This is a genomic window from Patulibacter minatonensis DSM 18081, assembly GCF_000519325.1.
GTDB classification, from domain to species: domain Bacteria; phylum Actinomycetota; class Thermoleophilia; order Solirubrobacterales; family Solirubrobacteraceae; genus Patulibacter; species Patulibacter minatonensis.
Window position 1 is genome coordinate 692,198 of the sequence record NZ_KI912613.1, and the last position, 24,245, is coordinate 716,442.

Below are 24,245 nucleotides of genomic sequence, written 5' to 3' on the forward strand. Positions count from 1 at the left end.
TCCCCTTGTTGGTTGTTCGGGCCTAGCGGTCCCTCAGCGAGGGATCCGTCTCCAGGTCGTCGAAGATCTGCTCGATCGATCGACGCTGGAAGTGCTCCACCAGGTCGTCCGGATAGCCGGGGTCTCCCCCGACCCCGGCGTGGATCAGGTCCTCGAACCTGATCCGGTCGCTGCAGTCCTCGCGGGTGTCCCCGCGGTCCCGAGCGTCGGCCACGCGGCCGACGATCTCCCGCCCCAGGTCCCGGTGGCGGTCCAGCAGCTCGCGGCCGCCGGGATCGCCGTGTCCGGGGACCAGGTGCTCGAAGTCGAGGGCCCGGGCCTGCTCGATCGCGTCGAAGAAGCGCTCGACGGTCGCGTCGAGGAAGGCCGGGAGCCCGAGGTTGCACACGTCGTCGCCCGTGAACAGGACGCCCTCGTCGGGGACGTGCACGAGGATCGTGTTGGCGGTGTGGCCGGGCGCGTGGTGAAGCTCCAGCCGGCGGTCGCCCACGAAGAGCTCCATCCGCTCGTCGAACGTGACGTCCGCGAGGCGCACCTCGTAGTCGTCGACGAGCGCCACCGCGGCGGGGTCGATGACCGCGAAGAGGTCGCGGAGGTACGCGCGGGTCGGGGCGGCGTCGACGAGGCGGCTCCGCGTCAGGCGGTGCGCGACGACGGTGCCCGGCAGCCAGCGGTTGCCGATCGTGTGGTCCGGGTGGTGGTCGGTGTTGACCAGGAACTCCGGCGTGCCGAGGCCCGCGACGGTCGCCGCCCACGCGATCGCGTCGGTCGGGCGGTGCGGCGCGTCGACCAGCGCGAGCCGGCCGTCGCCGCCGGAGACGATCCCGTTGTTGGAGCCGAGGTGCTCGGTCTCCACCCACACGCGGTCCGTGAGCTGCCGGAGCGCCATCAGGCGTCCTCGCCGGCGGCGGCCGGGGGCAGCGACGGGGCGCCGAGCGCGCCGATCAGGTTCTCGATCCGCAGCGGCGCGAAGACCTCGATGTAGACGGCCTCGCCCTCGATCGAGCGACCGGAGTGCGGCGTGCCCTTCGGGACGACGGCGACGTCGCCCTCACGCAGGATCATCGTCTGCCCGCCGATCGTGACCTCGATCGACCCCTGGATCACGACGTTGGCCTGCTCGTGGTCGGGGTGGCTGTGCTCCGGCAGCACCGTGGGGTGGACCCAGCGGATGCGGTTCAGCCCCATCTGCGAGCCGGCGACGGCCACGCGGAAGTTGTTCGGGAGACCCTCGACCTCGGGCTGCTCGTCCCAGGACGTCGCGTAGGTCATCGGGCGGCCTCGCCGATCTCGCGGACCTGCGCGACGACCTCGTCGGTCGACGACACGTCGGCGTACTTCTGGCCGAGGTCGAAGAGGTTCGCCTGGTGCACCGTCGGCGAGCGGTCGTAGACCGCGTCGTGCGGCACGACGCACTTGAAGTTGTAGGAGAACCCGTCGACGACGGTGCCGCGCACGCAGCCCGAGGTCGTGGCGCCGGTCGTGACGATCGTGTCGGCGCCCAGGCCGATCAGGTAGCTCGCCAGCGGCGTCGCGAAGAACGCCGAGGGGTGCTTCTTCGGCAGCAGCAGGTCGCCGGGCCGCGGCGCGACGGCGTCGGGGAAGCGGTACCCGTGGTCGGGCACGTCCATGATCCCCGGGACCTTCGCCCCGAGCACGCCGGAGCGGTCGGCGTCGGTCTTCGGCGCGACGTGCGGGTAGAGCACCGGCAGGTCGAACTCGCGGAAGACCGCCAGGAGCTTCGCGATCTGCTCGACGGCGGCCCAGCCCACGTCGCCGCAGGACGTCGTGTAGTCCTCGAGCGACGCGAAGAACGGCTTCGGGCTGTTGCCGATCGTGCGGTGCTGGACGTCGATGATGACCAGCGCGGGGCGCTTCCCGAAGCCGGACGGGCGGCCGAAGCCGGCGGCCTCGTAGCGGCGCTCGTCGTCCTCGGTGATGACGTCGGACCAGGGGCTCTTCGGGCGGGTCATGCGCGGTCTCCGGTGGTCCGGAGGACGCCGCTCTTGTGCCGCGGCAGGTACCGGCCGGCGGCCTCGCCGACGATCTCGCCGTCGGCGAAGACGGTGCGTCCGCGGACGATCGTGCGCTCTACGCGGACCCCGACCTCGACGCCCTCCCAGGGCGTGAAGCCGGCGCTCGCGAGCTCGGTCTCCGCGGCGATCGTGTTCGGCGCGTCGAGGTCGACGACCACGAGGTCGGCGTCGGCGCCGGGGCGGATCGCGCCCTTGCGGTCGCCCAGGCCGAAGATCTGCGCCGGGCGGGTCGAGACGAGGTCGACGAGGCGCTCGAGCGCGATGCCGCGCTTCAGGTGCCCCTCGGTGAGGACCAGCGGGAGCAGCTGCTGCATGCCGGGGAACCCGGGCGAGGCCTTCGCGAGGCCGCCCTCCTTGAACCGGCCGTGCCGCGGCACGTGGTCGGAGCCGATCGTGTCGATCGTGCCGTCCTCGATGGCGGCCCACAGGGCCTCGCGGTCCGTGGCCGGGCGCAGCGGCGGGTTGACCTTGCCGTGCACGCCGATCTCGGCGTCCGTGTCGAGCGTGAGGTAGTGCGTGCAGGTCTCGATCGAGATCTTCGGCTGGTGCGCGCGGACGTCGCGCAGCACGTGCAGCGACATCTCGTTCGTCACGTGCACCGCGTGGACGTCGGCCTTCGCGAGCATCGAGAGGAAGCCGATCCGCTCGAGCGCCTCGGCCTCGACGTAGTCCGGTCGGCTCGCGTTCCAGCGCTGCAGGTCGTTGCCGGGGGACTCCAGGGCGCCGCGGCGGGCGAGCAGCTTGATGAGGTCGGCGTTCTCGGCGTGCGGGTTGACGACCGCCCCGTTGGCCGCCGCGGTCTCCAGGAGCTCGAGGAGGAAGCCGTCGTCGTTGCCGGGCAGGCCGAGCCGGTGGCCCTCGTCGGTCCGGAAGTTCATGAAGAACTTGAAGGAGCTGACGCCGAGGTCCTCGACGTAGTGCGGGATCGCGGCGAGCTGCTCCGGCGTGCCGATGCAGCAGTGGAAGCCGAAGTCGACGAGCGCGTCCGCCTCCATCGCCGCGCGGGCGGGCGGCAGGACCTCGTCGTACGGGTCCGCGGACATGAGGTACGCGATCAGCGACGTGACGCCACCGGCGGCCGCGGCCGCGGTCTCGGGCCGCACGTCCTCGGGCGTCCGGGGCGTCGTGATGTCCGCGCCGAGGTGGACGTGCGCGTCGACGACGCCGGGCAGCACGTGGCGGCCCGTGACGTCGAGCGTCTCGGTCGCCGCGGCCGGCGCGTCGTACGCGACGATCCCCGCGATCCGGCCGTCCGCCACGAGGACGTCGGCCGGCTGCGCCCCGGTGCCGGGCAGCACGACGGTGCCGCCGTGCAGGCGCAGGTCGAAGGTGGGCGGGGTCGTGCTCACGAGGCGTACCGGGCCTCGAGCTCGTCGTAGTGGGGCTTGCCCACGGCCTGCTGTCGTTCGTCCCATGTCGCCATGGTGGCGAGCAGGTTGGTGCTGATGCCGGAGGTCTTCAGCTCGGCGTAGGCGAGCGTCACCGCCCGCAGCGCCGAACGGAGGGCCGCGTTGGCGTAGAGGACGACGGAGTAGCCGAGCTCGCCGAGCTCGTCCAGCGGCACGATCGGGGTCGATCCGCCCTCGACCATGTTGGCGACGAGCGGGGCGTCGACCTGCTCCGCGACGAGCCGCAGCTCGTCGATCGACCGGGGCGCCTCGACGAAGACGACGTCGGCGCCGAGCTCGCGGAAGCGGTTGGCCCGCTCGATCGCGGCCTCGATGCCGTCGGTGGCCCGGGCGTCGGTGCGGGCGATGATCAGCGTGTCGGCGGAGCGGCGGCTGTCGAGCGCGGCCTGGATCTTCCCGGCCATCTCCTCGAGCGGGATCACGGCCTTGCCGGCGAAGTGGCCGCACTTCTTCGGGAAGACCTGGTCCTCGAACTGGATGGCGTTCGCGCCGGCCCGCTCGAGCTTCCGCACGACGTGCGTGACGTTCACGGCGTTGCCGAACCCGGTGTCGCCGTCGACGACGAGCGGCACCTCGACGACGTCGCTGATCGCGGCGACGTGGTCGGCGAGCTGGTCGACGCTCGTCAGGCCGATGTCCGGGACGCCGAGCCGCGAGTTCGCGAGGCCGGCGCCGGTGACGTAGATCGACTCGAAGCCGGCGGCCGCCGCGAGGCGGGCGCTCAGGGCGTCGTAGACCCCGGGCAGGAGCAGCGGTCGGGCGGTCTCCCGGGCCGTCCCGATCTGGTCCTGCAGTGGTGCGATGCCGACTTGTCCGTGAGCCACGGCACAGACTGAACCACACGACACTGTCGATTGTCAACAGTTGATCGTCAACGTTGGACCGCGGGACAAACGGGACGGCGTACGACCCGGACGACGGGGACCAGCCGGGGCGGCGGGGTCCACACCGTCCACCGCTCGCGCTCCGGCGGGGCGAGACCGTAGGCTCCCCGCATGTCACCCCGGCCACGATCCGCCCGCTCGCACCGGACATCGCGCCGCCGGGAGCCGTCGGCGTGAGCAGCACGGAGCGGACGCCGATCGCCCGGTCGGGCAACTCGTTCAGCGACCAGGTCGAGCGGGCGCTGCGCCAGCAGATCCTCCGCGGGCGCCACGAACCCGGCGCGCGGCTCAACGAGGTCGAGATCGCCACCGAGCTCGGCGTCAGCCGCGGGCCGGTCCGCGAGGCGATGCAGCGCCTGGCCCGCGACGGGCTCGTCGAGCTGCAGGCCCACCGGGGCGCGTTCGTCCGGCGCCTCGGCCCGGGCGAGGTCCGTGACCTGTTCGAGGTCCGGGTCGCCCTCGAGCGCACCGTCGCCGGGCTCGCCGCCGAGCGCGCCACCCCGGAGCAGCGCCGGCAACTCGCCGAGCTGCGCGGCACGACGACCGCGATCGGCGATCCCGCCCCGCCGGACGTCCGCTTCCAGGGCCCGCGCGACGTCCACGCCCTGCTGGCCACGGCCGCCGGCAACGCCGCGCTCGCCTCCCACGTCGTGCTCGTGAACCAGGAGCTGCAGCTCCTGCGCGCCCAGTCGGGGCAGATCCCCGACCGCGCCGAGCACGCGATCCACGAACACGACGACCTGATCGACGCCGTGCTCGCCGGCGACGCGCCGCGGGCGGCAGCGGCGATGGAGCTCCACCTCGGCCAGGCGCTCGAGCACGCGCTGCGGTCGATGGAGCCCGCGGACTGAGCCGCCGCGGGCCGTCGGGGCCCGCACCCTGAACAGTCGATTGTTGACAGTTGGCGGTCCGCTGCCCTAGCGTGCCCCCGGACACGGAACGGTGCGCCGTCTGCGCACCGACGCCTCCGAGCGACGGACCATGCCCCGATGACCTCCAGCACGCCCTCCGCCCCGGTCGCGGCACCCACCGACGCCGCGACCGCCGGCGCCGGCCTCGACGCCCTCGTCCGCTGGGCGACCACGGTCCGCGCCTCCGACCTCCCGGACGACGTCCGCGAGCGGGCGCTGCTCGTCCTCGCCGACGACCTCGCCGCGATGATCGCCGTCCGCGACGACCCGCAGGTCCTCGCGGTCCGCGACTCGCTCGTCCACGACGGCCAGCCCGCGGAGGCCACGGTCTTCGGGACCGGCCGGCGCCGCGGGGAGCGGGCAGCGGTCGCCGGCGCCAACGGCGCGGCCGGCGACTGGGCGGAGATGGACGAGGGCTACCGGCCCGCCACCTGCCACGCCGGGCTGTACGTCCTGCCCGCCCTGCTCGCCGAGATCGAGCACGGCGACCGCACGGGCGAGGAGCTCGTCACCGCGCTGGTCTCCGGCTACGAGGTCGTCACCCGGGTCGCCCGCACGTGGCGGCACGCGGAGATGGTCATCCACCCGCACGCGCTGCTCGGGCCGATCGGCGCGGCCGCCGGCGCCGCGCTCGGATCCGGCCTGTCGCCCGACCACGCCGTCGCCGCCGTCTCCGCCGGCGCGGGCGCCGCGATGCTCGGGCCGTTCGACCACGCGCTCACGGGCGCGCTGGCGCGCAACGTGTGGCCGGGGATCGCGGCCTGGACCGGCGTGCAGGTCGCCCGCTGGGCCGTCGCCGGCATCGGCGGCGACCCGACCGCCCCGCACTCCGCGTTCTCCGGGGCGATGGGCGCGACCGCGGAGCTCGGGCTCCTGACCGCCGACCTCGGCACCACCTGGGCGATCCGCGACGGGTACCACAAGCGCTTCGCGTGCTGCCAGTACGCGCACTCGACCGTCGAGGCCCTCCTGGACGCCCGGGACGAGATCGGCTCGGACCGCGTCGACGGGATCACGTCGATCGTCGTCCGCACCCACCCGCTGGCGCTGAAGCTCCACGACGCCCGGCCCGCCACGAGCCTCGCGGCGAAGTTCTCCGTGCCGCACGCCGCGGCCGCCGCGCTCGTCCTGGGTGCCGTCGACGCCGACGCCTGCGGGCCCGCCGCGCTCGCCGACCCGCGGATCGCCGCGCTGCGCGACCGGATCGTGCTGGAGCCGTTCCTCCCCGCGCCGGCCCCGCCCCACGACCGCCCCGCGACCGTCGTCGTGACGCTGCAGGACGGCACCGTGATCGAGCGGACGTGCATGAGCGCGATCGGCTCGCCCGACCGTCCGCTGAGCCGCGAGGCGCTCATCGACGACAAGATCCTCGGCGCCGTCGGCGCCGCCCATCCCGGATTCGTGCCCACCGTCCGGCGCCTGCTCGAGCAGCCCGACCTGCTCCGGCGCCCGTGGCGCGCGATCCTCGACGACCTCCTGGAAGGCTGACCATGCCGCAGAAGAACAGCACCGGCGACTTCGACACCGAGGTCGACGTCCTCGTCGTGGGGGCCGGCGGCGCCGGCCTCGTCGCCGCGCTCGCCGCCCACGAGGCCGGCGCGACCGTCGCCGTCGTCGAGAAGCAGGATCGCGCCGGCGGCAACACCGCGCTCTCGACCGGGTCCGTCCCGGGCGGCGGCACCCGGTACCAGGCGGAGGCCGGCATCGAGGACTCGCCGGAGCGCATGGCCGAGGACCTCCTCCGCCAGAGCGGTCCGCACGACGCCGAGTGGCTGACCCGGCAGCTCGCCGTGCAGTCGGCGCCGATGGTCGAGTGGCTGCGCGAGGACGTCGGCATCGAGCTCGAGCTCATCACCGACTACAAGCACGTTGGCCACTCCGTCCCGCGCCTGCACGCGCCCAAGAGCCGCAAGGGGCAAGACCTCGTCGACGACCTCGTCCGCGCGCTCGAGGAGCGCGAGATCCCGCTCGTCCTCGGCCACCCCGTCGAGGACCTGCTGCTCGACGACGCGGGCGAGGTCTCCGGCCTGCTCGTCCGCGGCGACCGCGTCCGCGAGACCCGCCTCGGCGCGCCGAACGTCGTGCTCGCCGCCAACGGCTTCGCCGGCAACCGCGAGATGGTCCGGGAGTACTGCCCCGAGGTCGCCGACGCCGAGTACTTCGGCGCGCACGGCTCCACCGGCGAGGCCGTCGCGTGGGTCCGCGACCTCGGCGCACGGCTGCAGAACATCGGCGCCTACCAGGGCTACGCCGCGGTCGCCTACCCTCACGGGTCGATCACGAGCTGGACGACCGTCGAGATGGGCGCCGTCCTCGTGAACCCCGAGGGCCGGCGCTTCGGCGACGAGACCATCGGCTACTCCGGCTTCGCGGCCGACGTCGTGAACCACGGCGGTGCCGCGTGGGTGCTCTTCGACGAGCGGATCCGCGACTACGTCGCCGGCAACGAGCTCGAGTTCCGCGAGCTCGTCGAGCACGGCGGCGTCCGCACCGCCGAGGACCCGGCCGAGCTCGCGCGGCACTTCGAGCTCCCCGTCGACGCGCTGGTGGCGACGGTCGCCGAGGCCGCCCGCGACGCCGCGGCCGGTGGGCCCGACCGCTTCGGCCGCTCCGACTTCGGCTTCGGGCCCCTCACGGCGCCCTACGCGATGTGCCGCACGACGCCCGGCCTGTTCCACACGCAGGGCGGCGCGGCGATCGACGCGCAGGCGCGCCCGCTCCGCGCCGACGGCACCCCGATCCCGCGGATCTTCGCCACCGGTGGCGTCGCGGTCGGGATCAGCGGCCGCACCGGCGGGCGGGGCTACAGCTCGGGCAACGGCCTGCTGACGGCGATGGGTCTCGGACGCGTGGCCGGCGCCGCCGCCGCGAACGTCCCGCTGCCCCGATGAGCGCCGGCCGGCCGCTCGCGGCGGAGCTCGCCGAGCGCGCGCTCGCGCTGCGGGACGCCCCGCTGCCCGAGCCCGTCGTCCGGGCCGTCCGCGAGCACCTGCTCGACGCGATCGGCGTCGGGCTCGCCGGCTCGGCGATGGCGTCGTCGCCGCTCGGCCCGGAGCTCGGCGCGCTGGGCACCGGCGACGGGACGGTGCTCGGCCGCGCCGGGCGCCTGGCGCCCGCCGTGGCCGCCCTGGCCAACGGGACGTTCGTGCACTCCATGGAGTTCGACGACACCCACGTGCCGTCGGTCGTCCACGGCAGCGCCGTGATCGTACCCGCCGCGCTCGCGGTCGCCGAGCGCGAGGGGGCGGACGGCGACGCACTGCTCCGCGCGATCGCCGCCGGCTGGGAGACCCTCGTGCTGCTCGGCCTCGCGAGCCCTGGCGGGTTCCAGGAGGCCGGGTTCCAGACCGTCGCGGTCGCCGGCCCGTTCGGCGCCGCCGTGACCGCCGCCCTGCTCACCGCGACCGACCACGCGACGCTCGTCCGCGCGCTCGGGATCTGCGGCAGCCAGGCGTCCGGCACCTTCGCGTTCCTCTCCGACGCGTCGACCGTGAAGGCGATGCACGCCGGATGGGCGGCCCACGCCGGCGTGCTGGCCGTCGACCTCGCCCGCGCGGGCGTCACCGGTCCGGCGGCGGTCTTCGAGGACCGCTTCGGGTTCTTCGCCTCCTACACGCGGGACGCCGGCGCCGCCGGGCGGTTCGCCGGGCTCCTCCCGCGGCTGGGGGAGCGGTGGGCGCTGCCCGAGGCCGCGTTCAAGCGCTACCCGTGCTGCCACTACGTGCACCCGTTCCTCGAGGCCGCGGAGGAGCTGCGCGCCGCGGGCCTCACGGCCGACCGCATCGCCTCGGTCGTCTGCCACGTGCCGGCGGGTGCCGCCCCGATCGTGTGCGAGCCGTGGGACCAGAAGCTCGCGCCGATGAGCGACCACGAGGCGCGCTGGAGCCTGCCGGTCTGTCTCGCGCAGGTCCTGCTGCGCGGGCGGCTGTCGCCGGCGGACGTCACCGGGATCGCGACCGACGCGGACGTCCTCGCCCTCGCCGCCCGGATCCGCTGGGAGCCGTGGCCCGACGCCGGGTTCCCCGAGCGCTTCGCCGCGCGCATCGAGGTGGAGGAGACCGGCGGCGCCCGCCATGACCTGACGATCGACGACGTCCGCGGCAGCGCGTCCCGCCCGCTCCCGACCGCCGACGTCCACGCGAAGTTCCGCGCGAACGCCGAGCCGGTCGTGGGGCGCGAGCGCGCCGAGCGGATCCTGACGCTCGTCGAGGACCTCCCGGCCCTGGCCGACAGCCGCGACCTGACCGCCCTGCTCGGCGCCCCGCGCTGAGCGGGCCGGCCGGCCCGCGCCGGCCGCACAGCACCGCTCCCACCCGCCACCGAGGACGACCCACCCATGTCCGTGACCTCCCACTTCGACCTCCGGGTCGTCCCCGACCGCCTCGACGACGCGCTCGCCGTGCTCCGCCGGATCCTGTCCGACACGCGCGCGTTCCCCGGCAACCGCGGCGTCACGCTCGCGCAGGCCGACGGCGACCCGACGCACGTGATCGTCATCGCCGCGTGGGACCGGCTCGCCGACCACGACGCCTACCTCGCGTGGCGGTCGGGCGCCGGGGCCGTCCCCGAGCTCCCGGAGCTCCTGGCCGGCGACCCCGGCGGCGAGCGCTTCGTCACCGCGTCGTCCTGGTAGGCGGCACCGGAGCGCCGTGCCCGGCACGGGGCCCGGCGTGCGGCGCCCGATCACGCACGCACCGCACGGATCCCGGGCTCCGCCGCCCCGCCGAGAAAAAATCGGCAGCGCAGATTGTTTGCGCTATCCTGGGTTCGGTCACCAAACCTACGGGCGTCGGAACGGCGTCCGGATCGGAGCTTCCGCGATGAGCAACCGCACGTTCGTGATCGGCGTCGGCATGACGACGTTCGACAAGCCCGGGACCAAGGAGGGCGGCTACCCGGAGTGGGCGAAGGAGGCCGGCGAGAAGGCGCTCGCCGACGCCGGCGTCGCCTACGACGCGGTGCAGCAGGCGTTCGTCGGCTACGTCTACGGCGACTCCACCTCGGGCCAGCGCGCGATCTACACGCTCGGCCTGACGGGCATCCCGGTCGTCAACGTGAACAACAACTGCTCGACCGGGTCCTCCGCGCTGTTCCTCGCGCGCCAGGCGGTCAAGCACGGCGTGGCGGACTGTGCGATGGCGCTGGGCTTCGAGCAGATGGAGCGCGGCTCCCTGTCGATGAAGTTCCCCGACCACGCGAACCCGATGGGTCCGCACATGGAGCGCATGGCCGGCCTGCGCGCGCCGGAGGAGTCGCCGTTCGCGCCGCAGATGTTCGGCAACGCCGGACGCGACCACATGGAGCGCTACGGCTCGACGGCCGAGCACTTCGCGTGGATCGGCTGGAAGAACCACAAGCACTCCGTCAACAACCCGTACGCGCAGTTCCAGCAGGAGTACTCGCTGGACGAGGTCAAGGGCGCGCGGATGATCCACGAGCCGCTGACGAAGCTCCAGTGCTCGCCGACCTCCGACGGCGCGGCCTGCGCGATCGTCGCGTCCGAGCGCTTCGTCGACGAGCACGACCTGTGGTCCCACGCCGTCGAGATCGCCGGCCAGGCGATGACGACCGACTACGCGTCGTCCTTCGCGGACGAGACCGACTGCATGCGGATCGTCGGGTTCGACATGAGCAAGGCCGCCGCGGACCAGGCCTACGCCGAGGCCGGCATCGAGGCGTCGCAGGTCGACGTCGTCGAGCTCCACGACTGCTTCTCCGCCAACGAGCTGATCACGTACGAGGCGCTCGGCTTCGCGGAGATCGGGCACGGGCACGAGCTCGTCGAGGCGCAGGCGACGACGTACGGCGGCGCCGGTCCGCTCGTCAACCCGTCGGGCGGCCTGATCTCGAAGGGTCACCCGCTCGGCGCCACCGGGCTGGCGCAGTGCTCCGAGCTCTGCTGGCAGCTGCGCGGCCAGGCCGACGCCCGGCAGCTCGACGGGGCGAAGGTCGCGCTGCAGCACAACATCGGGCTCGGCGGCGCGGCGGTCGTGACCGTGTACCGTCCGGCCACCTGAGCGCCGAGGATCCCCCGAAGCCCAAGCAGGAGCGGAGCCTCCGTACCCGCGCAGCGCTCCTCGACGCCGCCGTCGAGGAGCTGCTCGCGCGCGGCTACGCGGACCTCTCGACCGCCGGCGTCGCCCGCCGCGCCGGCGTCTCCCGCGGGGCTCAGCAGCACCACTTCGCGTCGAAGGACGAGCTCCTGATCGAGGCGGTCCGGGAGCTCGCCGACCGCCGGATGAGCGAGCTGCGGGACGGTCTCGCGGGCGACGCGTCGCCGGAGGACCGCGTGCGACGCACCCTCGACCTCGCCGTCGAGCAGTACGCCGGGCCGCTGTTCGCCGCGACCCTGGAGCTCGGCCTCGCGGCCCGCGACAACGCCGACCTGCAGGCGGCGGTCGCCGACGGCGAGCGCACCGTCGGCCCGCAGATCCAGGCGATGGGCCGCGAGCTCCTCGCCCGGTCCGGACGAGACGCCGCGGAGCTCGACGCGCGCTGGACGATGGCGGTCTCGACCGCGCGCGGCTACGCGTCGCTGCTCCTCCTCGGCCACCCGCGGGACCGCGTGCTCGGCCAGTGGGCGTTCGCCCGCGAGCAGCTCGTGACGCTGCTGCTCGCGGGCTGACACCTCGGCGGCCGCGGAGCGCGCGCCCGGGTCGGGGACCCGGGTCCACCGGTCAGCGCTTCAGCGTCACGGTGCCGCGGAGCTTCCCCGCCTTCAGGGTGAGCTTCACGGTGCGCTTCTTCGCGAGGGTCCGCTTCGCCTTCGCGGTGAACCGCAACGTGACCGCGACCTTGCCGGTCTTCCCGACCTTCGCCTTTCGGGACGCGACGGTCCTGCCGCCGGTGGTCGCGACGACCTTCACGGTGCCGGCCTTCGCGCCCGACAGCCGCACGGTGAGACCCTTCCTGAGGGCGGTCCGCAGGCCGACCTTCTTCTTCAGGGTGATCGCCGCGCCGTCCGGGGTCGTCGTGGTGTTCTTCGTGGGCTTCGGCTTCGTGGTCTCGTCGACGGGCTTCGTGACGGTGTCCTTCGGCGGGTTCGGGCGCGCCGGCGGGACGTCGGCGGGACCCCAGTCCGGGTTCGTCGCGCCCGGGATCAGGAGCTTCTGGACGTGCGCGTCGGTCGGGGTGCCGCAGTCGGTCGCGAACGACGGCAGCGGCAGGACGTGGATCCCCTGCTCGTCTCCGTAGGCGAGCCTCGTGCCGTCGGGCGACCACGACGGGGAGTTCACGCGGCCGACCGCGTCGTTGATCCGGTAGCAGTTCTCCGGCACGTACGGGTATCCGCCCTTCGCCCGGTAGAGCCACAGCTCCTTGTGCGCGGCGCCCGTCACGTACGCGAGCTTCTCCTTGTCCCGGCTCATCTCGCCGTCGGCCATGCCGTTCGCCGACGGGTCCTTGAACCAGCGGAGGATGGAGCCGGAGATGCCGTTGAGGTCGTCGCCGGGCGTGTGCTGGACGACGTCCTCGTTGCCGACCTGGATCGGGTCGGAGATCAGGGTCGCGCCGCCGTCGCCGACCCACGAGGGGCCGACCCAGCCGGTCTGCTCCTGCCAGCCGGGCTTGTCGAACGGGCTCTTCCCGTCGGGCGAGATGTAGTTCGTGCCCTGCCGGCCGTAGACCGTCTGGCAGCCGTTGGACGGGTTGCAGTTCGGGGTCTCGCCGAGCTGCGTGTAGTACCAGGAGTACGCGATCTTCAGGCCGTCGGGCGAGATCGCCGGGTCGAACGGCCCGCGGAACTGCGTGCCGGGGTGCGTGTAGGAGTGCGGGGTCTTGATCTCGTAGCGCTTCGTGCCGTCGACGTTCACCGCGCGGTCCTGCGGGTCGAGGGTGACGATCCTGTCGTCGCGGAGCGCGACGATCTTGCCCGTGTCCGACTGCGACGCGGTCGAGTAGCCGCCGTCGAACGTCACCTGGTACTGGCGGGTGCCGTCGCTCGTCGACAGCCACACCTCACCGCCCTTGACGTAGGCGATCGAGTCGGCCGAGGCGGCGCCGGCGCCCAGGGCGAGGACGGCCGCGGAGGCCGCGAGGGTGGCGCCGAGGCGCCGGGGAAGACGTCGTTGAGTGCTCATGCAGCCATCCTGCGATCCGGGGCCCGCGCGCACGACGGGGGACCACCCCCATCCCCACCCCAGGGTTTCGGATCGGGGTGGGGGCGCCGCTCGGGGTCACCCCGCACCGGCGACGACCGCCGACGCGCCAGATCGTCCGTAGAATCCCGCGCCGTGCCACACGGTCCGCTGCTGCAACGCGACGCCGAGATCTCCGCGCTGCGGACCGTCGTGCTGGACGCCGCCGAGGGCCGCGGCGGCGTGCTGCTCTTCGAGGGGCCGGCGGGGATCGGCAAGACCGCGCTCGTGGACGCCGTGGTCCCGGTCGCGCAGGAGCACGGCGCGGCGGTGCTCGGCGCCCGGGCGTCCGAGCTCGACCGCGGGTTCGCGTTCGGTCTCGTCCACCAGCTGCTCGAGCCCGTCCTCGGGGCCCTCGACGACGACGCGCGCGGGCGAGCCTTCGCGGGTGCGGCCGGCCGCGCGGCGGGCGTGTTCGCCCCGGAGGCCGCCGCCGAGGCGGGCGACCCCGGCTACGGCGTGCTCAGCGGGCTCTACTGGCTGCTCGCGAACCTCGCCGCGGAGCGCCCCCTCGTGCTGCGGGTCGACGACCTCCACTGGGCGGACGTCGCGTCCGTCCGCTTCCTCGAGTTCGTCGGCCGCCGGATCGACGACCTGCCCGTCGCGGTCGTCGCCAGCCTGCGGCCGAACGAGCCGGGCGCCCCGGAGGCCATGCTGCTCGAGCTCGCGCACGGCCCGACCGCCCGGACGCTCCGCCCCGCGCCCCTCGGACCCGACGCGGTCGCGACGCTGCTCCAGGGCAGCCTCGCCGACGCGCCCGACGCGGCCTTCAGCGACGCTGCCGCCACCGCGACGGGGCGGCAACCCGCTGCTCGTCTCCGTGCTCGCCCGCGAGGCCGCGGCCGCCGGGCTGGCGGGCCGCGCCGAGGAGTCCGGCAGGCTCGCCGACCTCGGGAGCGACGAGGTCGGGACGATCGTCCAGCGCCGGCTCCGGGGCCTCGGCGAGCAGGCCGCGGCGGTCGCCCGGGCCGCGGCCGTCGCCGGGGAGCGCGCGGGCCCCGACGACCTGGTCGCCCTCTCCGGGCTGGGCGAGCAGGAGACCCGGACCGCCGTCGCGCTCCTCATCGACGCCGGCGTGCTCGAGCAGGGCGGCCGGTCGTTCGTGCACCCGCTCGTACGCGCGGCCGTGACCGCGACGATCCCGCGCGGCGAGCGCGCGCGGCTGCACGGCCTGACCGCCGAGCGCCTCCGGGCGCGCGGGGCCCGGGCGACGGAGGTCGCCGCCCACCGCCTGCTCGCCGAGCCCGCGGGCGATCCGGAGGCGGTCGCGGACCTGCGGGAGGCCGCCGGGGTCGCCGCGGGGGAGGGCGCGGTCGAGACCGCCGTCGAGCTGCTGCGTCGCGCCGTGCAAGAGCCGCCCGCCGCGGACGACCGCGCGGACGTCGAGATCGAGCTGGGGGAGCTCGAGCTGCGGGCCGAGCTGCCCGACGGGGTCCCGCGCCTGCGCCGGGCGCTGGAGGACGGCCCGACCGGCGACCGTGCCGCGCGGGCGCGGGCGGCGCTCGCGTTCGTGCTCGTCCACACCGATCCGCGGGCCGCGCTCGACGAGGCCGAGCGGGCCCGTGCGGAGACCACCGACCGCGGGCTGCGGCTCCGCCTGGAGGCCCTGGAGCTCGAGGCCCTGACGTTCGTCGACGCGCTGGACACCGACCGCGTGGCGCGCATGCGGGCCGGGGCGGAGGACGCGTCGCCGTCGTCGGTGATGCTCTCCTACCTGGCGCTCGAGTCCTCGTGCGCCGGCCGGACGCCGGAGGAGACGATCGGGCTCGTCGGCCGGGCGACCGCCGACGGGACGCTCGACGCGGACGTCGGTCCCGCGAGCTCGACCTGGAACCTCCTGACCCACGCGCTCCGGTTCGCCGAGGACGCGGAGGGGTGCCGCCGGCTGCTCGAGGACGGCGAGGCCCGGATGCGCCGCGACGGCCTCCGTCTCGCCGGCCTGTTCGTGAACCAGTCGTGGGGGTACTGGCACCGCGACTTCGGGTCCGTCGCGACCGGGGCCGCCCGCGCGCAGCTCGGCCTCGACGCGGTCCGGGGCCTCGGGCTCGACGTCACCGCACCGGCGCTCGCGGCGATCACGGCCGAGAACCTCGTCCTGCTCGACCGTACCGAGGACGCGGCGTCGACCGTCGACGTGCCGCTCGGCGCCGCGGAGGGCACGTACGTCGAGCCGTACGTCCTGAGCGCCCGCGCGCTCGTGCGCGCGCACCTGCGCCGCACCGCCGACGCCGAGGCCGACCTGCGCCGCGTGATCGCCGCCGGCGACGTCCGCGGCTGGACCTCGCCGCTGACGACCCGCGGGCGGCTGCGCCTGGCGGAGCTGCTCGCCACGCACGGGGACCGCGACGAGGCGCGCGAGCTCGCCGAGCACGACGTCGCCGTCGCCCGTGCGGCCGGCACCCCGGGCGCACTCGGCGCCGCGCTCCGCGTCCGCGCGCGGACCCTCGAGGGCGACGAGCGGGTCGAGGCCCTGCGCGAGTCCGTCGACGTCCTCGCGCCGGGGCCGATGGCGATGGAGCACGGCTGGGCGCTCCTCGACCTCGGGGGCGCGCTGCGCCGCCGCGGCTCCCGCTCCGACGCCCGCGACGTCCTCCGCGTCGCCCTGGACCGCGCCGCCGGCGCCGAGTCCGTGCTGCTCGCCCGCCTCGTCCGCGAGGAGCTCGAGGCCGCAGGCGCGCGTCCCCGGCGCGAACGGCTCAGCGGCGTCGAGTCGCTGACCCCGAGCGAGCGCCGGGTCGCGGAGCTCGCCGCCGAGGGCCTCAGCAACCGCGAGATCGCGGAGACCCTGTGGGTCACCCGCAAGACCGTCGAGCACCACCTGGGCCACGCCTACGGCAAGCTCGGGATCAGCTCCCGGACTGGCCTGCCGGCGGCGCTGGGACTCGTCGCGACGGGGTAGTCGCGGGGGCCGCAGCGGCGCCGCGGTCGCGGACCCCGAGGCCGTTCAGTCCCCGGTCCTGCGCCGCCACAGCGTCGTCACCGCGAAGGCGATGCAGGTCGCCGCGACCGCGAGGCCGCCGATCTGCAGCACCTCGACGTCCGCGACGATCCCGATCAGCCCGACGACGGCCGCGACGCCGAACACGAACTCGAGGGCGCGCCGCCTCGGGGGCTGCGACGCGTCGGCGGCCGCGAGGAACGCGCTGACGGCGGCGAGGAGGATGAGGACGACGGAGGTGACGTCGATGCCCCCGAGGGGGACCCCCGACGGATCCACGGCCCATGCACGCATGACGCCAGCGTACGAGCTCCCCGACCCGTCCGTGGCGGTCGGCGTTGGGGCGGCGCACAGCACCGCGGTGATCGTCGCCTCCGCTCGGACCCGCTCCCGGCGAGGATCGGACGACCGACCGCCGCGCCCGACGAGGACCCGCACCCATGAGCATCGACGTCACGACCCTGCACGGCCGCCGCGCCACCGACCGCTGGAACCGGATGGTGATCGCCGACGTGCTGGAGCGCGTCACGTGGAGCCGGCCGGACAAGGACGCGCTCGTCGGGTGGCCGGGCGCCTACGCGACCCCGGAGTTCGCGCGGGTCACGTACTCCGAGGCCGACCGCGCCTGCAACCGGATCGCGCAGGCGCTCGCGGCGGAGGGGCTGGAGCGCAGCGACCGCGTGCTCCTCTACTGCGAGAACTCGATCGAGGCGATCCTCAGCCTCATCGGGATCGCGAAGGCCGGGCTCGTCGCGGTGCCGATCAACCCGCTGCTCGCGCCCGACGTGCTCGCGTGGGTCGTCGAGCACGTCGAGCCGCGCTTCGCGATCGTCGACGGCGCGCACCGCGAGAAGGCCGACGCGGTCCTCGTGCCCGCGGGCGTCGCGTCGTCGGTGACGATCCCGATCGGCGGCGACGCGACCCCCGACGCCCCGGCGTTCGCGGACTGGATCGCGGACCGGCCGGAGGACGAGGTCGTCGTCGAGCCCGCGCTGCACGCCGACGACGTGTGGAGCCTGCTCTTCACGTCGGGCACGACGGCGATGCCGAAGGCCGTGATGGCGACGAACACCTACTCGTACGCGGCGTCCTACCCCTACACGCTGTCCCTGACCCGCGGCCTGCGGTTCGAGGACGAGCTCCGCCACCTCTGCTTCCTGCCGGTGATCTACCACTGCGGGCACCACGCGACGCTGTTCGCGTCGTGCCTGGCGGGCGGGACGATGGTGATCGGCCGGAAGCCCGTGGCGACCGAGATCGCGCAGGCGATCACGGCCGAGCGGGCGACGTCGGTCTGGGCGGGCGCGCCGCAGTTCGTGCAGGGCATCGCGGACGCCGCGCTGGCGGACCCGGACGGGATCGACATCTCGAGCCTGACCGTCGCGATGTTCTCCTGGGGCGCGATGCGGCAGGACATGAGCGAGACCGTCGCCCGCGCGGCCGGCGGCGGGCACGTCGAGCTGCTGGAGGTCTTCGGCCAGACGGAGGCGATGTCGTGCTTCCGCTTCTGGCCCGACCGGGAGCCGGAGAAGCTCGCCGAGGCTGTCCGCGGGACGAACCACGTGGGTGTCCCGACGCCGATCCTCGCCGCGACGATCATGGACGCCGAGGGCCGGCTCCTGCGCGGCGAGCCGGGCGTCGCCGGCGAGGCGGTCTACCGCTCGCCGGCCGTGACGGCGGGCTACTACAAGAACCCGGAGGCCACGGAGGAGGCGTTCGCCGGCGGCTGGTTCCACTCCGGCGACAGCTGCCGCTACGAGCCCGACGGCACCCAGGTCATGGTCGACCGCTACAAGGACATCGTGAAGTCGGGTGGCGAGAACGTCTCGAGCATCCGCGTGGAGGCCGTCGCCCAGCAGCACCCGGCCGTCGCCCGCGTCGCCGTGGTCGGCCTGCCGGACGAGAAGTGGGGCGAGGTCGTCACCGCCGTCGTCGAGGTCACGCCCGGCGCCGAGCTCGACCCGGCCGAGCTGATCGCGTTCTGCCGCGAGCGCCTCGCGGGCCACGAGAGCCCGAAGCGGGTCGAGGTCGTCGACGAGCTGCCCCTCACCGTCGGCGGCAAGGTCCTGAAGTACCGCCTGCGGCAGCGGTTCGCGGACGCGCCGGCGTAGGCGGCCGCACGGGGTCGGGACGGCACGACCGCGACCGCGGCGCACCGACCGCGACCGGTCGCGTCAGACCGCCGTGCAGGTCGCCGTGCCGATCGCGCACGGCTTGCCGTCGGCGCGCAGGACCTGGGCGCCGACCACTGCGGCGGTGCGGCCGCGGTAGCTCGTCGCCGTCCGGACGTGGACCGCGCCGTCGACCGGTCCCGGCCGCACGTAGGTCATGTGCAGCGACGCGACGCGGAGCGGGGCGACGGCCGCGGCGACCGCCTCGACGGCGAGCGCGAACTGGATCCCGCCGTGCATCGTGCCGCCAGGGTTCGCGAGTCCCGGGACGGCCTCGAGCACGACCTCCGCCTCGCCGTCGACGCCGATCACCCCGCGGGCGCCGAGCATCGTGAGCAGGTCCCCGTCGTCCGGGCCGTCCCGCGCGGGCGCGGGGACGGGCGGCAGCGGATCGCCCGGCACGAACCGCACCCGCTGGGTCGCGACCGCCAGGGTCTGCCCGCCCGCGCCCTCCACGGTGCCGGTCGCGACGGCCGCGGACGCATCGCGGTGACCCGTGGTCGCCCGCGCCGTCAGCACCCCACCGTCGCCGGGCAGCGCCGCGCAGAACGTCGCGTACAGATCGATCGTCACGCCCCAGTGACGCTCGGGACGGTGTGCCACGGCGGTGCCGCCGAGGACGACGTCGAGCAGCACCCCGAGCGCCGCGTGGCTCGGCGTCCCGTCGGCACCGAGGATCCACGGCCCCGTGCGCATCGTGCCGACGCAGTCGTACGCGTCGCCGCCGACGTCCACCACCCGGAAGGCGTGCTCGGGCCCGCTCGGGACGTACGGGACGGGTGGGCCGGGGGAGCCGGGGCCCGCGGCGTGCGCGTGGTCCATGCACCCATCCTCCCGCGCGGCGGGCCCGGGCGGGGGTCCGATCGTCGCGGACGTCGGGGTGACGGACAACGGCCCGGCGCGTCGGCCATGATGCCGCCATGCTCGCCGACACCGGTTCCTACGCCCAGTCCGTCGACGCCGCCGCGGCCGGTGCCGCGGACGCCGAGGCCCGCGGGTTCGACGGGTGGCACGCGATCGAGACGCAGTGCGACCCGTTCCTCTCGTGCGCGGTCGCCGCCGAGCGGACGGAGCGGATCGAGCTCATGACCGGCATCGCGGTCGCCTTCGCCCGCAACCCGATGAGCGTCGCGGTCCAGGCGAACGACCTGCAGGCGCTGTCGGGCGGGCGGTTCCTGCTCGGACTCGGGTCGCAGATCCGGCCGCACATCACGAAGCGCTACTCGATGCCGTGGGGCAAGCCCGCCGCGCGGATGCGGGAGTTCGTGCTGGCGATCCGCGCGATCTGGGAGGCCTGGGAGACCGGCGGCGAGCTGAACTTCCGCGGCGAGTTCTACAAGCACACGCTGATGACCCCGTTCTTCGACCCGGGCCCCAACCCGCACGGGAACCCGCCGATCCTGCTGGCGGCCGTCGGTCCCCTGATGACCCGGACCGCGGGCGAGGTCGCCGACGGGATGCTCTGCCACCACTTCTCGACCGAGCGCTACGTCCGCGAGGCGACGATCCCGAAGCTCCTCGAGGGCCGCGAGCTGGCGGGGAAGCACGACCTCGACGGGTTCCAGGTCACGGCGCCCGCGATGATCGCGGTCGGCGACACCGAGGAGGAGCTGACGAAGGCCATCGCCTCGGTGAAGGAGCGCCTCGCGTTCTACGGCTCGACCCCGGCGTACCGGCCGCCGCTGGAGCTCCACGGCTGGGGCGACCTCCAGGACGACCTCAACCTCCTCAGCAAGCGCGGCGCGTGGGACGAGATGACGGCCCTGATCAGTGACGAGGTGCTCCACGAGTTCGCGGCCGTCGGGACGCCCGAGGAGGCGATCGACGAGGTCCTCCGCCGCTACGGCGACACGTGCAGCCGGATCACCGTCCCCGTCCCCGAGGGTGCGGACCCCGAGCGTTGGCGGGGCCTGTTCGAACGGCTGCGGCAGGGGTAACGTCCCGCGTGCCGGCGGCACCGCCGCGGCGCCTTGGAGGGGGCGCCCCGGACGACCGTCGGCGCCCCGACGACCACCCGCCGCCCGCCCCGGGCGGCCCGCACCGAGGACCACCGAGATGGCCGACCGACCGCCCCTCCCCCCGTTCACCGCCGAGACCGCCGCGAAGAAGGTGCAGGCGGCCGAGGACGGCTGGAACACCCGCGATCCGCAGAAGGTCGCGCTCGCGTACACCGAGGACTCCGTCTGGCGCAACCGCGACACGTTCCTCCAGGGCCGCGCCCAGATCGTCGCCTTCCTCACCGACAAGTGGGAGCGCGAGCAGGACTACGCGCTGCGCAAGGCGCTCTGGTCGTTCACGGACGACCGGATCGCCGTGCGCTTCCAGTACGAGTGGCACGACGCCGACGGGCGGTTCTTCCGCAGCTACGGCAACGAGCTCTGGGAGTTCGACGCCCACGGCCTGATGGCGCGCCGCGAGGCCAGCATCAACGACGTTCCGATCGCGGAGTCCGACCGCAGGATCCTCGGCCCGCGCCCCGAGAGCGAGCACGGCCTCGAGCTGCCGCTGGGCTGAGCCCGGGACGTCATCCCTTCTCCGTCGCCGGTTCCTCCCTTGGGATGATGACCCCCGGGACCGGCGTCCCTACGGTGGTACCGCGACGCGCCACGGCCGCGCGTCCGCCCGTACCCCGAGGGAGCATCGATGAGAGACGCACAACCGGTCACCCGGCCACTGAACGAGACCGCCCAGGACTTCTTCACCTACGGCAGCTGGATCATCGCGATCGCGGTGCTGGCGTTCACGCTGGTGCTGTGGCGCCGGCACAAGACGCCGTTCTACTTCCTCATCGTCGCCGCATCGATGGTCGCCGCCTTCGGCGAGCCGCTGTACGACGAGATGATGAAGCTCTACTTCTACACCGTGAACCACGACGGTCAGAGCGTCATCCAGTCGCACTTCACGGCGTTCGACGTCCCCCAGCCGGTCTGGACGCACAGCGGGTACGCGATCCTCTACGGCCTGCCCGCCGTCTACATCGTGCGGATGATCCACGCCGGCACGATGACGAAGAAGAAGCTCTACATCGTCGCCTGCTTCTCGCTGCTCGAGTCCTGCGCGTTCGAGATCATCGGCACCAGCTCCGGCGCCTACACGTACTGGGGCCCGCACGTCTTCCGCATCGCGGAGTACCCGCTGGTCATCGGCATGCTCGAGATGGCCCAGGTCATGCTCTTCGCCGTCCTCGCCGCGGAGCTCTACAAGCGGATCCGCGAGCCGTGGCAGATGCTCGGCGTCTTCCTGCTGTTCCCGATCACGTTCGTCGGCGCCAACTACGGCGGCGGCATGGCGATGATCGTCGGCATCCACGCCGAGAACACGAACGAGTTCATCCGCTACACCACGACACTGCTGAGCATGGGCTGCGCCGTCCTGATCGTCCGGATGGTCGCCTCGTTCCTGCCCGACGCGGCCACGAAGACCGCCGAGTCGCCCAGCGTCGCCACCGTCGCCGGCCGGCAGCGCGAGGCCGTCGCCGCCGACTGACGTCGCCCGGCCGGTGGCCCCTCGGGGTCATCGGCCGTTCGCGCCAACCGGGCCGCCGTATAGTGCGGCCAGGATGGACGCCGAAGGCCATGCGGCCGCCACGGGCGACCGCCACGGGACCGTCGCCGGCGAGCTCGATGCGCTGCGCGGGGTCCTCGACGACGTCGAACGGACGCTCGCCGTCGCGCCGACGGACGACGCCACCGGCTACGCCTCGCTCGCGCCGTCCCTGGACGACGTCGACGCCCGCGCACGCCGGACCCTCCTCGCCGCGTCCGACCGGCCGCCCGCGGACGTCGCGGTGGCCGCCGCGGCGCTCTCCCGGAGCACCCGGCTCCGCGGCGTGCTCACCCGGCGCGAGACCGACGCCCGGCTCGCCGCGCTGCGCCGCGTGCACGACGCGCTCGGTCGCCTGGAGGACGCGGGGTCCGTCGACGAGCTGCTCCCCCGTGCCGCCGCAGAGCTCGCGACCGCCTGCGGGTTCGACCGCACCGTGATCTCGCGGCGCCGGGGCGCGACGTGGCGGGCCGAGGCCGTGTGGTTCTCGCCCGACCTCGACGCGGAGACGTCCGCCGCGACCGAGCGCTACCTCCGCGAGACCTGGATCCCGATCGGGCCGAAGGCGCTCGAGGCCGACCTCGTCCGCCGCCGCGCCCCCGACCTCGTGATGGCGGGTGATCCACGGACGACCCCGGAACTCATGAGCGTCTCCGGCAGCCCCGGCTACGTCGCAGCCCCGGTGATGCCGACCGGCACGGTCATCGGGTTCCTCCAGGCCGACCGGCTGGACCGCACGGTCACCGCGCTGGACCGCGACGTGCTGTGGACGTTCGCCGAGGGCTTCGGGTTCGTCTTCGAGCGCGTCGCGCTCGGCGAGCGGCTCGACACGCAGCTCGCCCGCGTCCGGACGGCGTTCCGCACCGCCGAGCAGGGCCTGATGGCGCTGTCGGCCGCGGAGCGCGACGTGTTCCGCCGTGCCCGGCCCCCGGCGGACAACCCGCCCGACCTCGCCGGCGCACCGCTGACCGGACGGGAGCGCGAGATCCTCGACCTGATGGTCACGGGCGCCACCAACGCCGAGATCGCAGAGCGCCTCGTCGTCGGCGAGACGACCGTGAAGTCCCACGTGCACGTCGTCCTGCGCAAGCTGGGCGCCGCGAGCCGGGCGGACGCGGTCGCCCGGCACCTGCGGACGCCCCGGACCCCGCCGGCGCCCCGGTGACGCGCTCCCTGGAACGGCGGGCGGAGGAGCTGCTCGGCCCGGACCCCGCCGGACCCGGGGCGACGGGTACCGCCTCGGCCCGGGCCGACCGGCTCGTGGCCCGGATCGCCGACGCCCTGCACGAGCGTCGCGACGTCACCGCGCTGGCCCGCCTCGCGCTCGACGCCCACGACCACGCGCTCGACGCGCACGCGCGGGAGGCCGCCACCGCGCGGGCACGCGTGGCGGCGTGCGAGCGCGGCCTGTCGCGCATGCGGACCATCGCCACGGCCGCGGAGCTCCTCGACGCGGTCTGCGACGAGGTCGCCGACGCCTGCGGGTTCGCGCGCGTGCTGCTCTCCCGTGTCGACGACGACACCTGGTCGCCCTGGATGGTGAACGCCGCGGTCCGCGACGTCGCGTGGTGGCGGGCATGGGACCAGCGTCCGATCCCGGTCGCCGAGGTGCCGTTCGAGGCCGGCCTCGTCGCCGAGCACCGTCCCGGCCTCGTCACCGACACGTCCGACGCCCGTGCGCACCGCTTCTTCCACGAGGGGCGCTCCCCCTCCTACGTCGCGGCACCGATCGCGGCGTCGGGCACCGTCGTCGGCTTCCTCCACGCCGACCACGGCACGGACGTCCTGTGCGACGCCACCGACCGCGACCTCCTGTGGATGTTCGCCGAGGGCTTCGCCCATCTGTTCGAGCGCGCGGCCCTGACGGAGAGCATGCGCCACCAGCGGGAGGAGGTCCGGGAGATCCTGGCCGTCGTCGACGCCGCGATGGCGTCCATGACGGAGACGGAGCTCCGGCTCGCCCGCCCCGGGGCGACGGACGACGAGCCCGCGGACGCCGCCCCCCCGGCGCACGACCGGGCGGACCGGCTCGCGACGCTGACGCCCCGCGAGCACGAGGTGCTCGCGATGATCGTGTCAGGCGCCCGCAACGCCGACATCGGCCGCGAGCTCGCGATCTCGGACGCGACCGTCAAGACGCACGTCCGGCGGGTGCTCGCGAAGCTCGGCGTCCGGAACCGCACGCAGGCGATCTCCTGGGCGATGCGCGGCTGAGGCA

The 24,245-nt window shown here is 74.5% G+C and carries 22 protein-coding genes and 2 pseudogenes; 16 read left to right on the forward strand and 8 right to left on the reverse strand.

Annotation, left to right across the window (positions count from 1 at the left end):
• Positions 1-22 precede the first annotated feature (22 nt).
• From PATMI_RS33790 to PATMI_RS0103300, 5 genes are read right to left on the reverse strand one after another with little or no spacing between them, the layout of a single operon-like run.
• Entirely contained in the window at positions 23-889 is an 867-nt protein-coding gene (locus tag PATMI_RS33790; protein WP_051470994.1) for an MBL fold metallo-hydrolase, read from the reverse strand.
• Positions 889-1,272 (reverse strand): cupin domain-containing protein, encoded by a 384-nt coding sequence (locus PATMI_RS33795; RefSeq protein ID WP_051470995.1) that lies wholly within the window; start codon positions 1,270-1,272, stop codon positions 889-891. The genes PATMI_RS33790 and PATMI_RS33795 overlap by 1 nt, the downstream gene beginning before the upstream one ends.
• Positions 1,269-1,973, reverse strand: a complete 705-nt coding sequence (locus tag PATMI_RS0103290) for an isochorismatase family protein (protein ID WP_026909836.1) — start codon at positions 1,971-1,973, stop codon at positions 1,269-1,271. Before PATMI_RS0103290 ends, PATMI_RS33795 begins: the two co-directional genes overlap by 4 nt.
• Positions 1,970-3,385 (reverse strand): dihydroorotase, encoded by a 1,416-nt coding sequence (locus tag PATMI_RS0103295; RefSeq protein ID WP_051470996.1) that lies wholly within the window; start codon positions 3,383-3,385, stop codon positions 1,970-1,972. Before PATMI_RS0103295 ends, PATMI_RS0103290 begins: the two co-directional genes overlap by 4 nt.
• Complete coding sequence (locus PATMI_RS0103300) at positions 3,382-4,248, reverse strand: isocitrate lyase/phosphoenolpyruvate mutase family protein (protein WP_051472309.1); 867 nt, start codon at positions 4,246-4,248, stop codon at positions 3,382-3,384. The genes PATMI_RS0103295 and PATMI_RS0103300 overlap by 4 nt, the downstream gene beginning before the upstream one ends.
• 254 nt (positions 4,249-4,502) lie before the next feature.
• Here PATMI_RS0103300 and PATMI_RS33800 point away from each other — a divergent pair, with 254 nt between their 5' ends.
• From PATMI_RS33800 to PATMI_RS37180, 8 genes and pseudogenes are all read left to right on the forward strand, one after another.
• Positions 4,503-5,180: a GntR family transcriptional regulator gene (locus PATMI_RS33800; protein WP_051470997.1), complete on the forward strand. Its 678-nt coding sequence runs from the start codon at positions 4,503-4,505 to the stop codon at positions 5,178-5,180.
• 138 nt (positions 5,181-5,318) lie between these two features.
• On the forward strand, positions 5,319-6,728 hold the full coding sequence (locus PATMI_RS27050; protein WP_051470998.1) for an MmgE/PrpD family protein: 1,410 nt from the start codon (positions 5,319-5,321) through the stop codon (positions 6,726-6,728).
• Positions 6,729-6,730: 2 nt separating this feature from the next.
• The gene (locus PATMI_RS0103315) at positions 6,731-8,131 is read left to right on the forward strand and encodes an FAD-dependent oxidoreductase (RefSeq protein WP_026909839.1); all 1,401 of its coding nucleotides are present in this window, start codon (positions 6,731-6,733) and stop codon (positions 8,129-8,131) included.
• Complete coding sequence (locus PATMI_RS27055; protein WP_036725170.1) at positions 8,128-9,510, forward strand: MmgE/PrpD family protein; 1,383 nt, start codon at positions 8,128-8,130, stop codon at positions 9,508-9,510. Before PATMI_RS0103315 ends, PATMI_RS27055 begins: the two co-directional genes overlap by 4 nt.
• A 66-nt stretch (positions 9,511-9,576) precedes the next feature.
• Positions 9,577-9,873 (forward strand): putative quinol monooxygenase, encoded by a 297-nt coding sequence (locus tag PATMI_RS27060; protein WP_051470999.1) that lies wholly within the window; start codon positions 9,577-9,579, stop codon positions 9,871-9,873.
• A gap of 187 nt (positions 9,874-10,060) precedes the next feature.
• The gene (locus PATMI_RS0103330) at positions 10,061-11,257 is read left to right on the forward strand and encodes a lipid-transfer protein (RefSeq protein ID WP_026909840.1); all 1,197 of its coding nucleotides are present in this window, start codon (positions 10,061-10,063) and stop codon (positions 11,255-11,257) included.
• Positions 11,254-11,439 (forward strand): annotated as a pseudogene (locus PATMI_RS38755) (TetR family transcriptional regulator); the annotation flags it as partial. The gene PATMI_RS0103330 and the pseudogene PATMI_RS38755, both read left to right, overlap by 4 nt.
• Positions 11,440-11,478: 39 nt before the next feature.
• The gene (locus PATMI_RS37180) at positions 11,479-11,865 is read left to right on the forward strand and encodes a hypothetical protein (RefSeq protein WP_051471000.1); all 387 of its coding nucleotides are present in this window, start codon (positions 11,479-11,481) and stop codon (positions 11,863-11,865) included.
• 52 nt (positions 11,866-11,917) lie between these two features.
• On the opposite strand, the gene PATMI_RS36390 is transcribed toward PATMI_RS37180, so the two are convergent.
• Positions 11,918-13,318: a TolB-like translocation protein gene (locus tag PATMI_RS36390; RefSeq protein WP_026909842.1), complete on the reverse strand. Its 1,401-nt coding sequence runs from the start codon at positions 13,316-13,318 to the stop codon at positions 11,918-11,920.
• A 210-nt stretch (positions 13,319-13,528) separates the two neighbouring features.
• Between PATMI_RS36390 and PATMI_RS38760 the strand changes: the two are divergent.
• Both PATMI_RS38760 and PATMI_RS38105 read left to right on the forward strand, forming a co-directional pair.
• Positions 13,529-13,927 (forward strand): annotated as a pseudogene (locus PATMI_RS38760) (AAA family ATPase); the annotation flags it as partial.
• Positions 13,928-14,195: 268 nt separating this feature from the next.
• Positions 14,196-16,274, forward strand: a complete 2,079-nt coding sequence (locus PATMI_RS38105; RefSeq protein WP_026909844.1) for a helix-turn-helix transcriptional regulator — start codon at positions 14,196-14,198, stop codon at positions 16,272-16,274.
• A gap of 45 nt (positions 16,275-16,319) precedes the next feature.
• Here the strand turns inward: PATMI_RS38105 and PATMI_RS0103355 are convergent, their stop codons facing one another.
• Positions 16,320-16,607, reverse strand: coding sequence for a hypothetical protein (locus PATMI_RS0103355; protein ID WP_157260593.1), 288 nt, complete (start codon positions 16,605-16,607; stop codon positions 16,320-16,322).
• Positions 16,608-16,753: 146 nt separating this feature from the next.
• Between PATMI_RS0103355 and PATMI_RS0103360 the strand changes: the two genes are divergently transcribed.
• Complete coding sequence (locus PATMI_RS0103360) at positions 16,754-18,424, forward strand: class I adenylate-forming enzyme family protein (protein WP_026909846.1); 1,671 nt, start codon at positions 16,754-16,756, stop codon at positions 18,422-18,424.
• A 63-nt stretch (positions 18,425-18,487) separates the two neighbouring features.
• Here the strand turns inward: PATMI_RS0103360 and PATMI_RS0103365 are convergent, their stop codons facing one another.
• Entirely contained in the window at positions 18,488-19,306 is an 819-nt protein-coding gene (locus PATMI_RS0103365; RefSeq protein ID WP_026909847.1) for a PaaI family thioesterase, read from the reverse strand.
• A 98-nt stretch (positions 19,307-19,404) separates the two neighbouring features.
• Here PATMI_RS0103365 and PATMI_RS0103370 point away from each other — a divergent pair, with 98 nt between their 5' ends.
• From PATMI_RS0103370 to PATMI_RS38115, 5 genes are all read left to right on the forward strand, one after another.
• Positions 19,405-20,421, forward strand: coding sequence for a TIGR03617 family F420-dependent LLM class oxidoreductase (locus tag PATMI_RS0103370; RefSeq protein WP_026909848.1), 1,017 nt, complete (start codon positions 19,405-19,407; stop codon positions 20,419-20,421).
• 118 nt (positions 20,422-20,539) lie between these two features.
• Complete coding sequence (locus tag PATMI_RS0103375) at positions 20,540-20,998, forward strand: nuclear transport factor 2 family protein (RefSeq protein WP_026909849.1); 459 nt, start codon at positions 20,540-20,542, stop codon at positions 20,996-20,998.
• 129 nt (positions 20,999-21,127) lie between these two features.
• Positions 21,128-21,970 carry a hypothetical protein gene (locus PATMI_RS0103380; RefSeq protein ID WP_026909850.1) on the forward strand — a complete coding sequence of 281 codons (843 nt, stop codon included), beginning with the start codon at positions 21,128-21,130 and terminating at the stop codon, positions 21,968-21,970.
• Between the two features lie 73 nt (positions 21,971-22,043).
• Positions 22,044-23,192: a helix-turn-helix transcriptional regulator gene (locus tag PATMI_RS38110; RefSeq protein WP_051471001.1), complete on the forward strand. Its 1,149-nt coding sequence runs from the start codon at positions 22,044-22,046 to the stop codon at positions 23,190-23,192.
• Positions 23,189-24,241 carry a helix-turn-helix transcriptional regulator gene (locus PATMI_RS38115; protein WP_051471002.1) on the forward strand — a complete coding sequence of 351 codons (1,053 nt, stop codon included), beginning with the start codon at positions 23,189-23,191 and terminating at the stop codon, positions 24,239-24,241. Before PATMI_RS38110 ends, PATMI_RS38115 begins: the two co-directional genes overlap by 4 nt.
• The last annotated feature ends 4 nt before the right edge of the window (positions 24,242-24,245 follow it).

Excerpts from the sequence above, each read along its gene's own strand:
- PATMI_RS0103290 (WP_026909836.1), bottom strand. The coding sequence starts at position 1,973 with ATGACCCGCCCGAAGAGCCCCTGGTCCGACGTCATCACCGAGGACGAC.
- PATMI_RS0103365 (WP_026909847.1), bottom strand. The coding sequence starts at position 19,306 with ATGGACCACGCGCACGCCGCGGGCCCCGGCTCCCCCGGCCCACCCGTC.
- PATMI_RS27055 (WP_036725170.1), top strand. The coding sequence starts at position 8,128 with ATGAGCGCCGGCCGGCCGCTCGCGGCGGAGCTCGCCGAGCGCGCGCTC.
- PATMI_RS0103375 (WP_026909849.1), top strand. The coding sequence starts at position 20,540 with ATGGCCGACCGACCGCCCCTCCCCCCGTTCACCGCCGAGACCGCCGCG.
- PATMI_RS37180 (WP_051471000.1), top strand. The coding sequence starts at position 11,479 with ATGAGCGAGCTGCGGGACGGTCTCGCGGGCGACGCGTCGCCGGAGGAC.
- PATMI_RS0103355 (WP_157260593.1), bottom strand. The coding sequence starts at position 16,607 with ATGCGTGCATGGGCCGTGGATCCGTCGGGGGTCCCCCTCGGGGGCATC.
- PATMI_RS0103330 (WP_026909840.1), top strand. The coding sequence starts at position 10,061 with ATGAGCAACCGCACGTTCGTGATCGGCGTCGGCATGACGACGTTCGAC.
- PATMI_RS27060 (WP_051470999.1), top strand. The coding sequence starts at position 9,577 with ATGTCCGTGACCTCCCACTTCGACCTCCGGGTCGTCCCCGACCGCCTC.
- PATMI_RS33795 (WP_051470995.1), bottom strand. The coding sequence starts at position 1,272 with ATGACCTACGCGACGTCCTGGGACGAGCAGCCCGAGGTCGAGGGTCTC.
- PATMI_RS38110 (WP_051471001.1), top strand. The coding sequence starts at position 22,044 with ATGGACGCCGAAGGCCATGCGGCCGCCACGGGCGACCGCCACGGGACC.
- PATMI_RS0103315 (WP_026909839.1), top strand. The coding sequence starts at position 6,731 with ATGCCGCAGAAGAACAGCACCGGCGACTTCGACACCGAGGTCGACGTC.
- PATMI_RS33790 (WP_051470994.1), bottom strand. The coding sequence starts at position 889 with ATGGCGCTCCGGCAGCTCACGGACCGCGTGTGGGTGGAGACCGAGCAC.
- PATMI_RS0103380 (WP_026909850.1), top strand. The coding sequence starts at position 21,128 with ATGAGAGACGCACAACCGGTCACCCGGCCACTGAACGAGACCGCCCAG.
- PATMI_RS27050 (WP_051470998.1), top strand. The coding sequence starts at position 5,319 with ATGACCTCCAGCACGCCCTCCGCCCCGGTCGCGGCACCCACCGACGCC.
- PATMI_RS0103370 (WP_026909848.1), top strand. The coding sequence starts at position 19,405 with ATGCTCGCCGACACCGGTTCCTACGCCCAGTCCGTCGACGCCGCCGCG.
- PATMI_RS36390 (WP_026909842.1), bottom strand. The coding sequence starts at position 13,318 with ATGAGCACTCAACGACGTCTTCCCCGGCGCCTCGGCGCCACCCTCGCG.
- PATMI_RS0103360 (WP_026909846.1), top strand. The coding sequence starts at position 16,754 with ATGAGCATCGACGTCACGACCCTGCACGGCCGCCGCGCCACCGACCGC.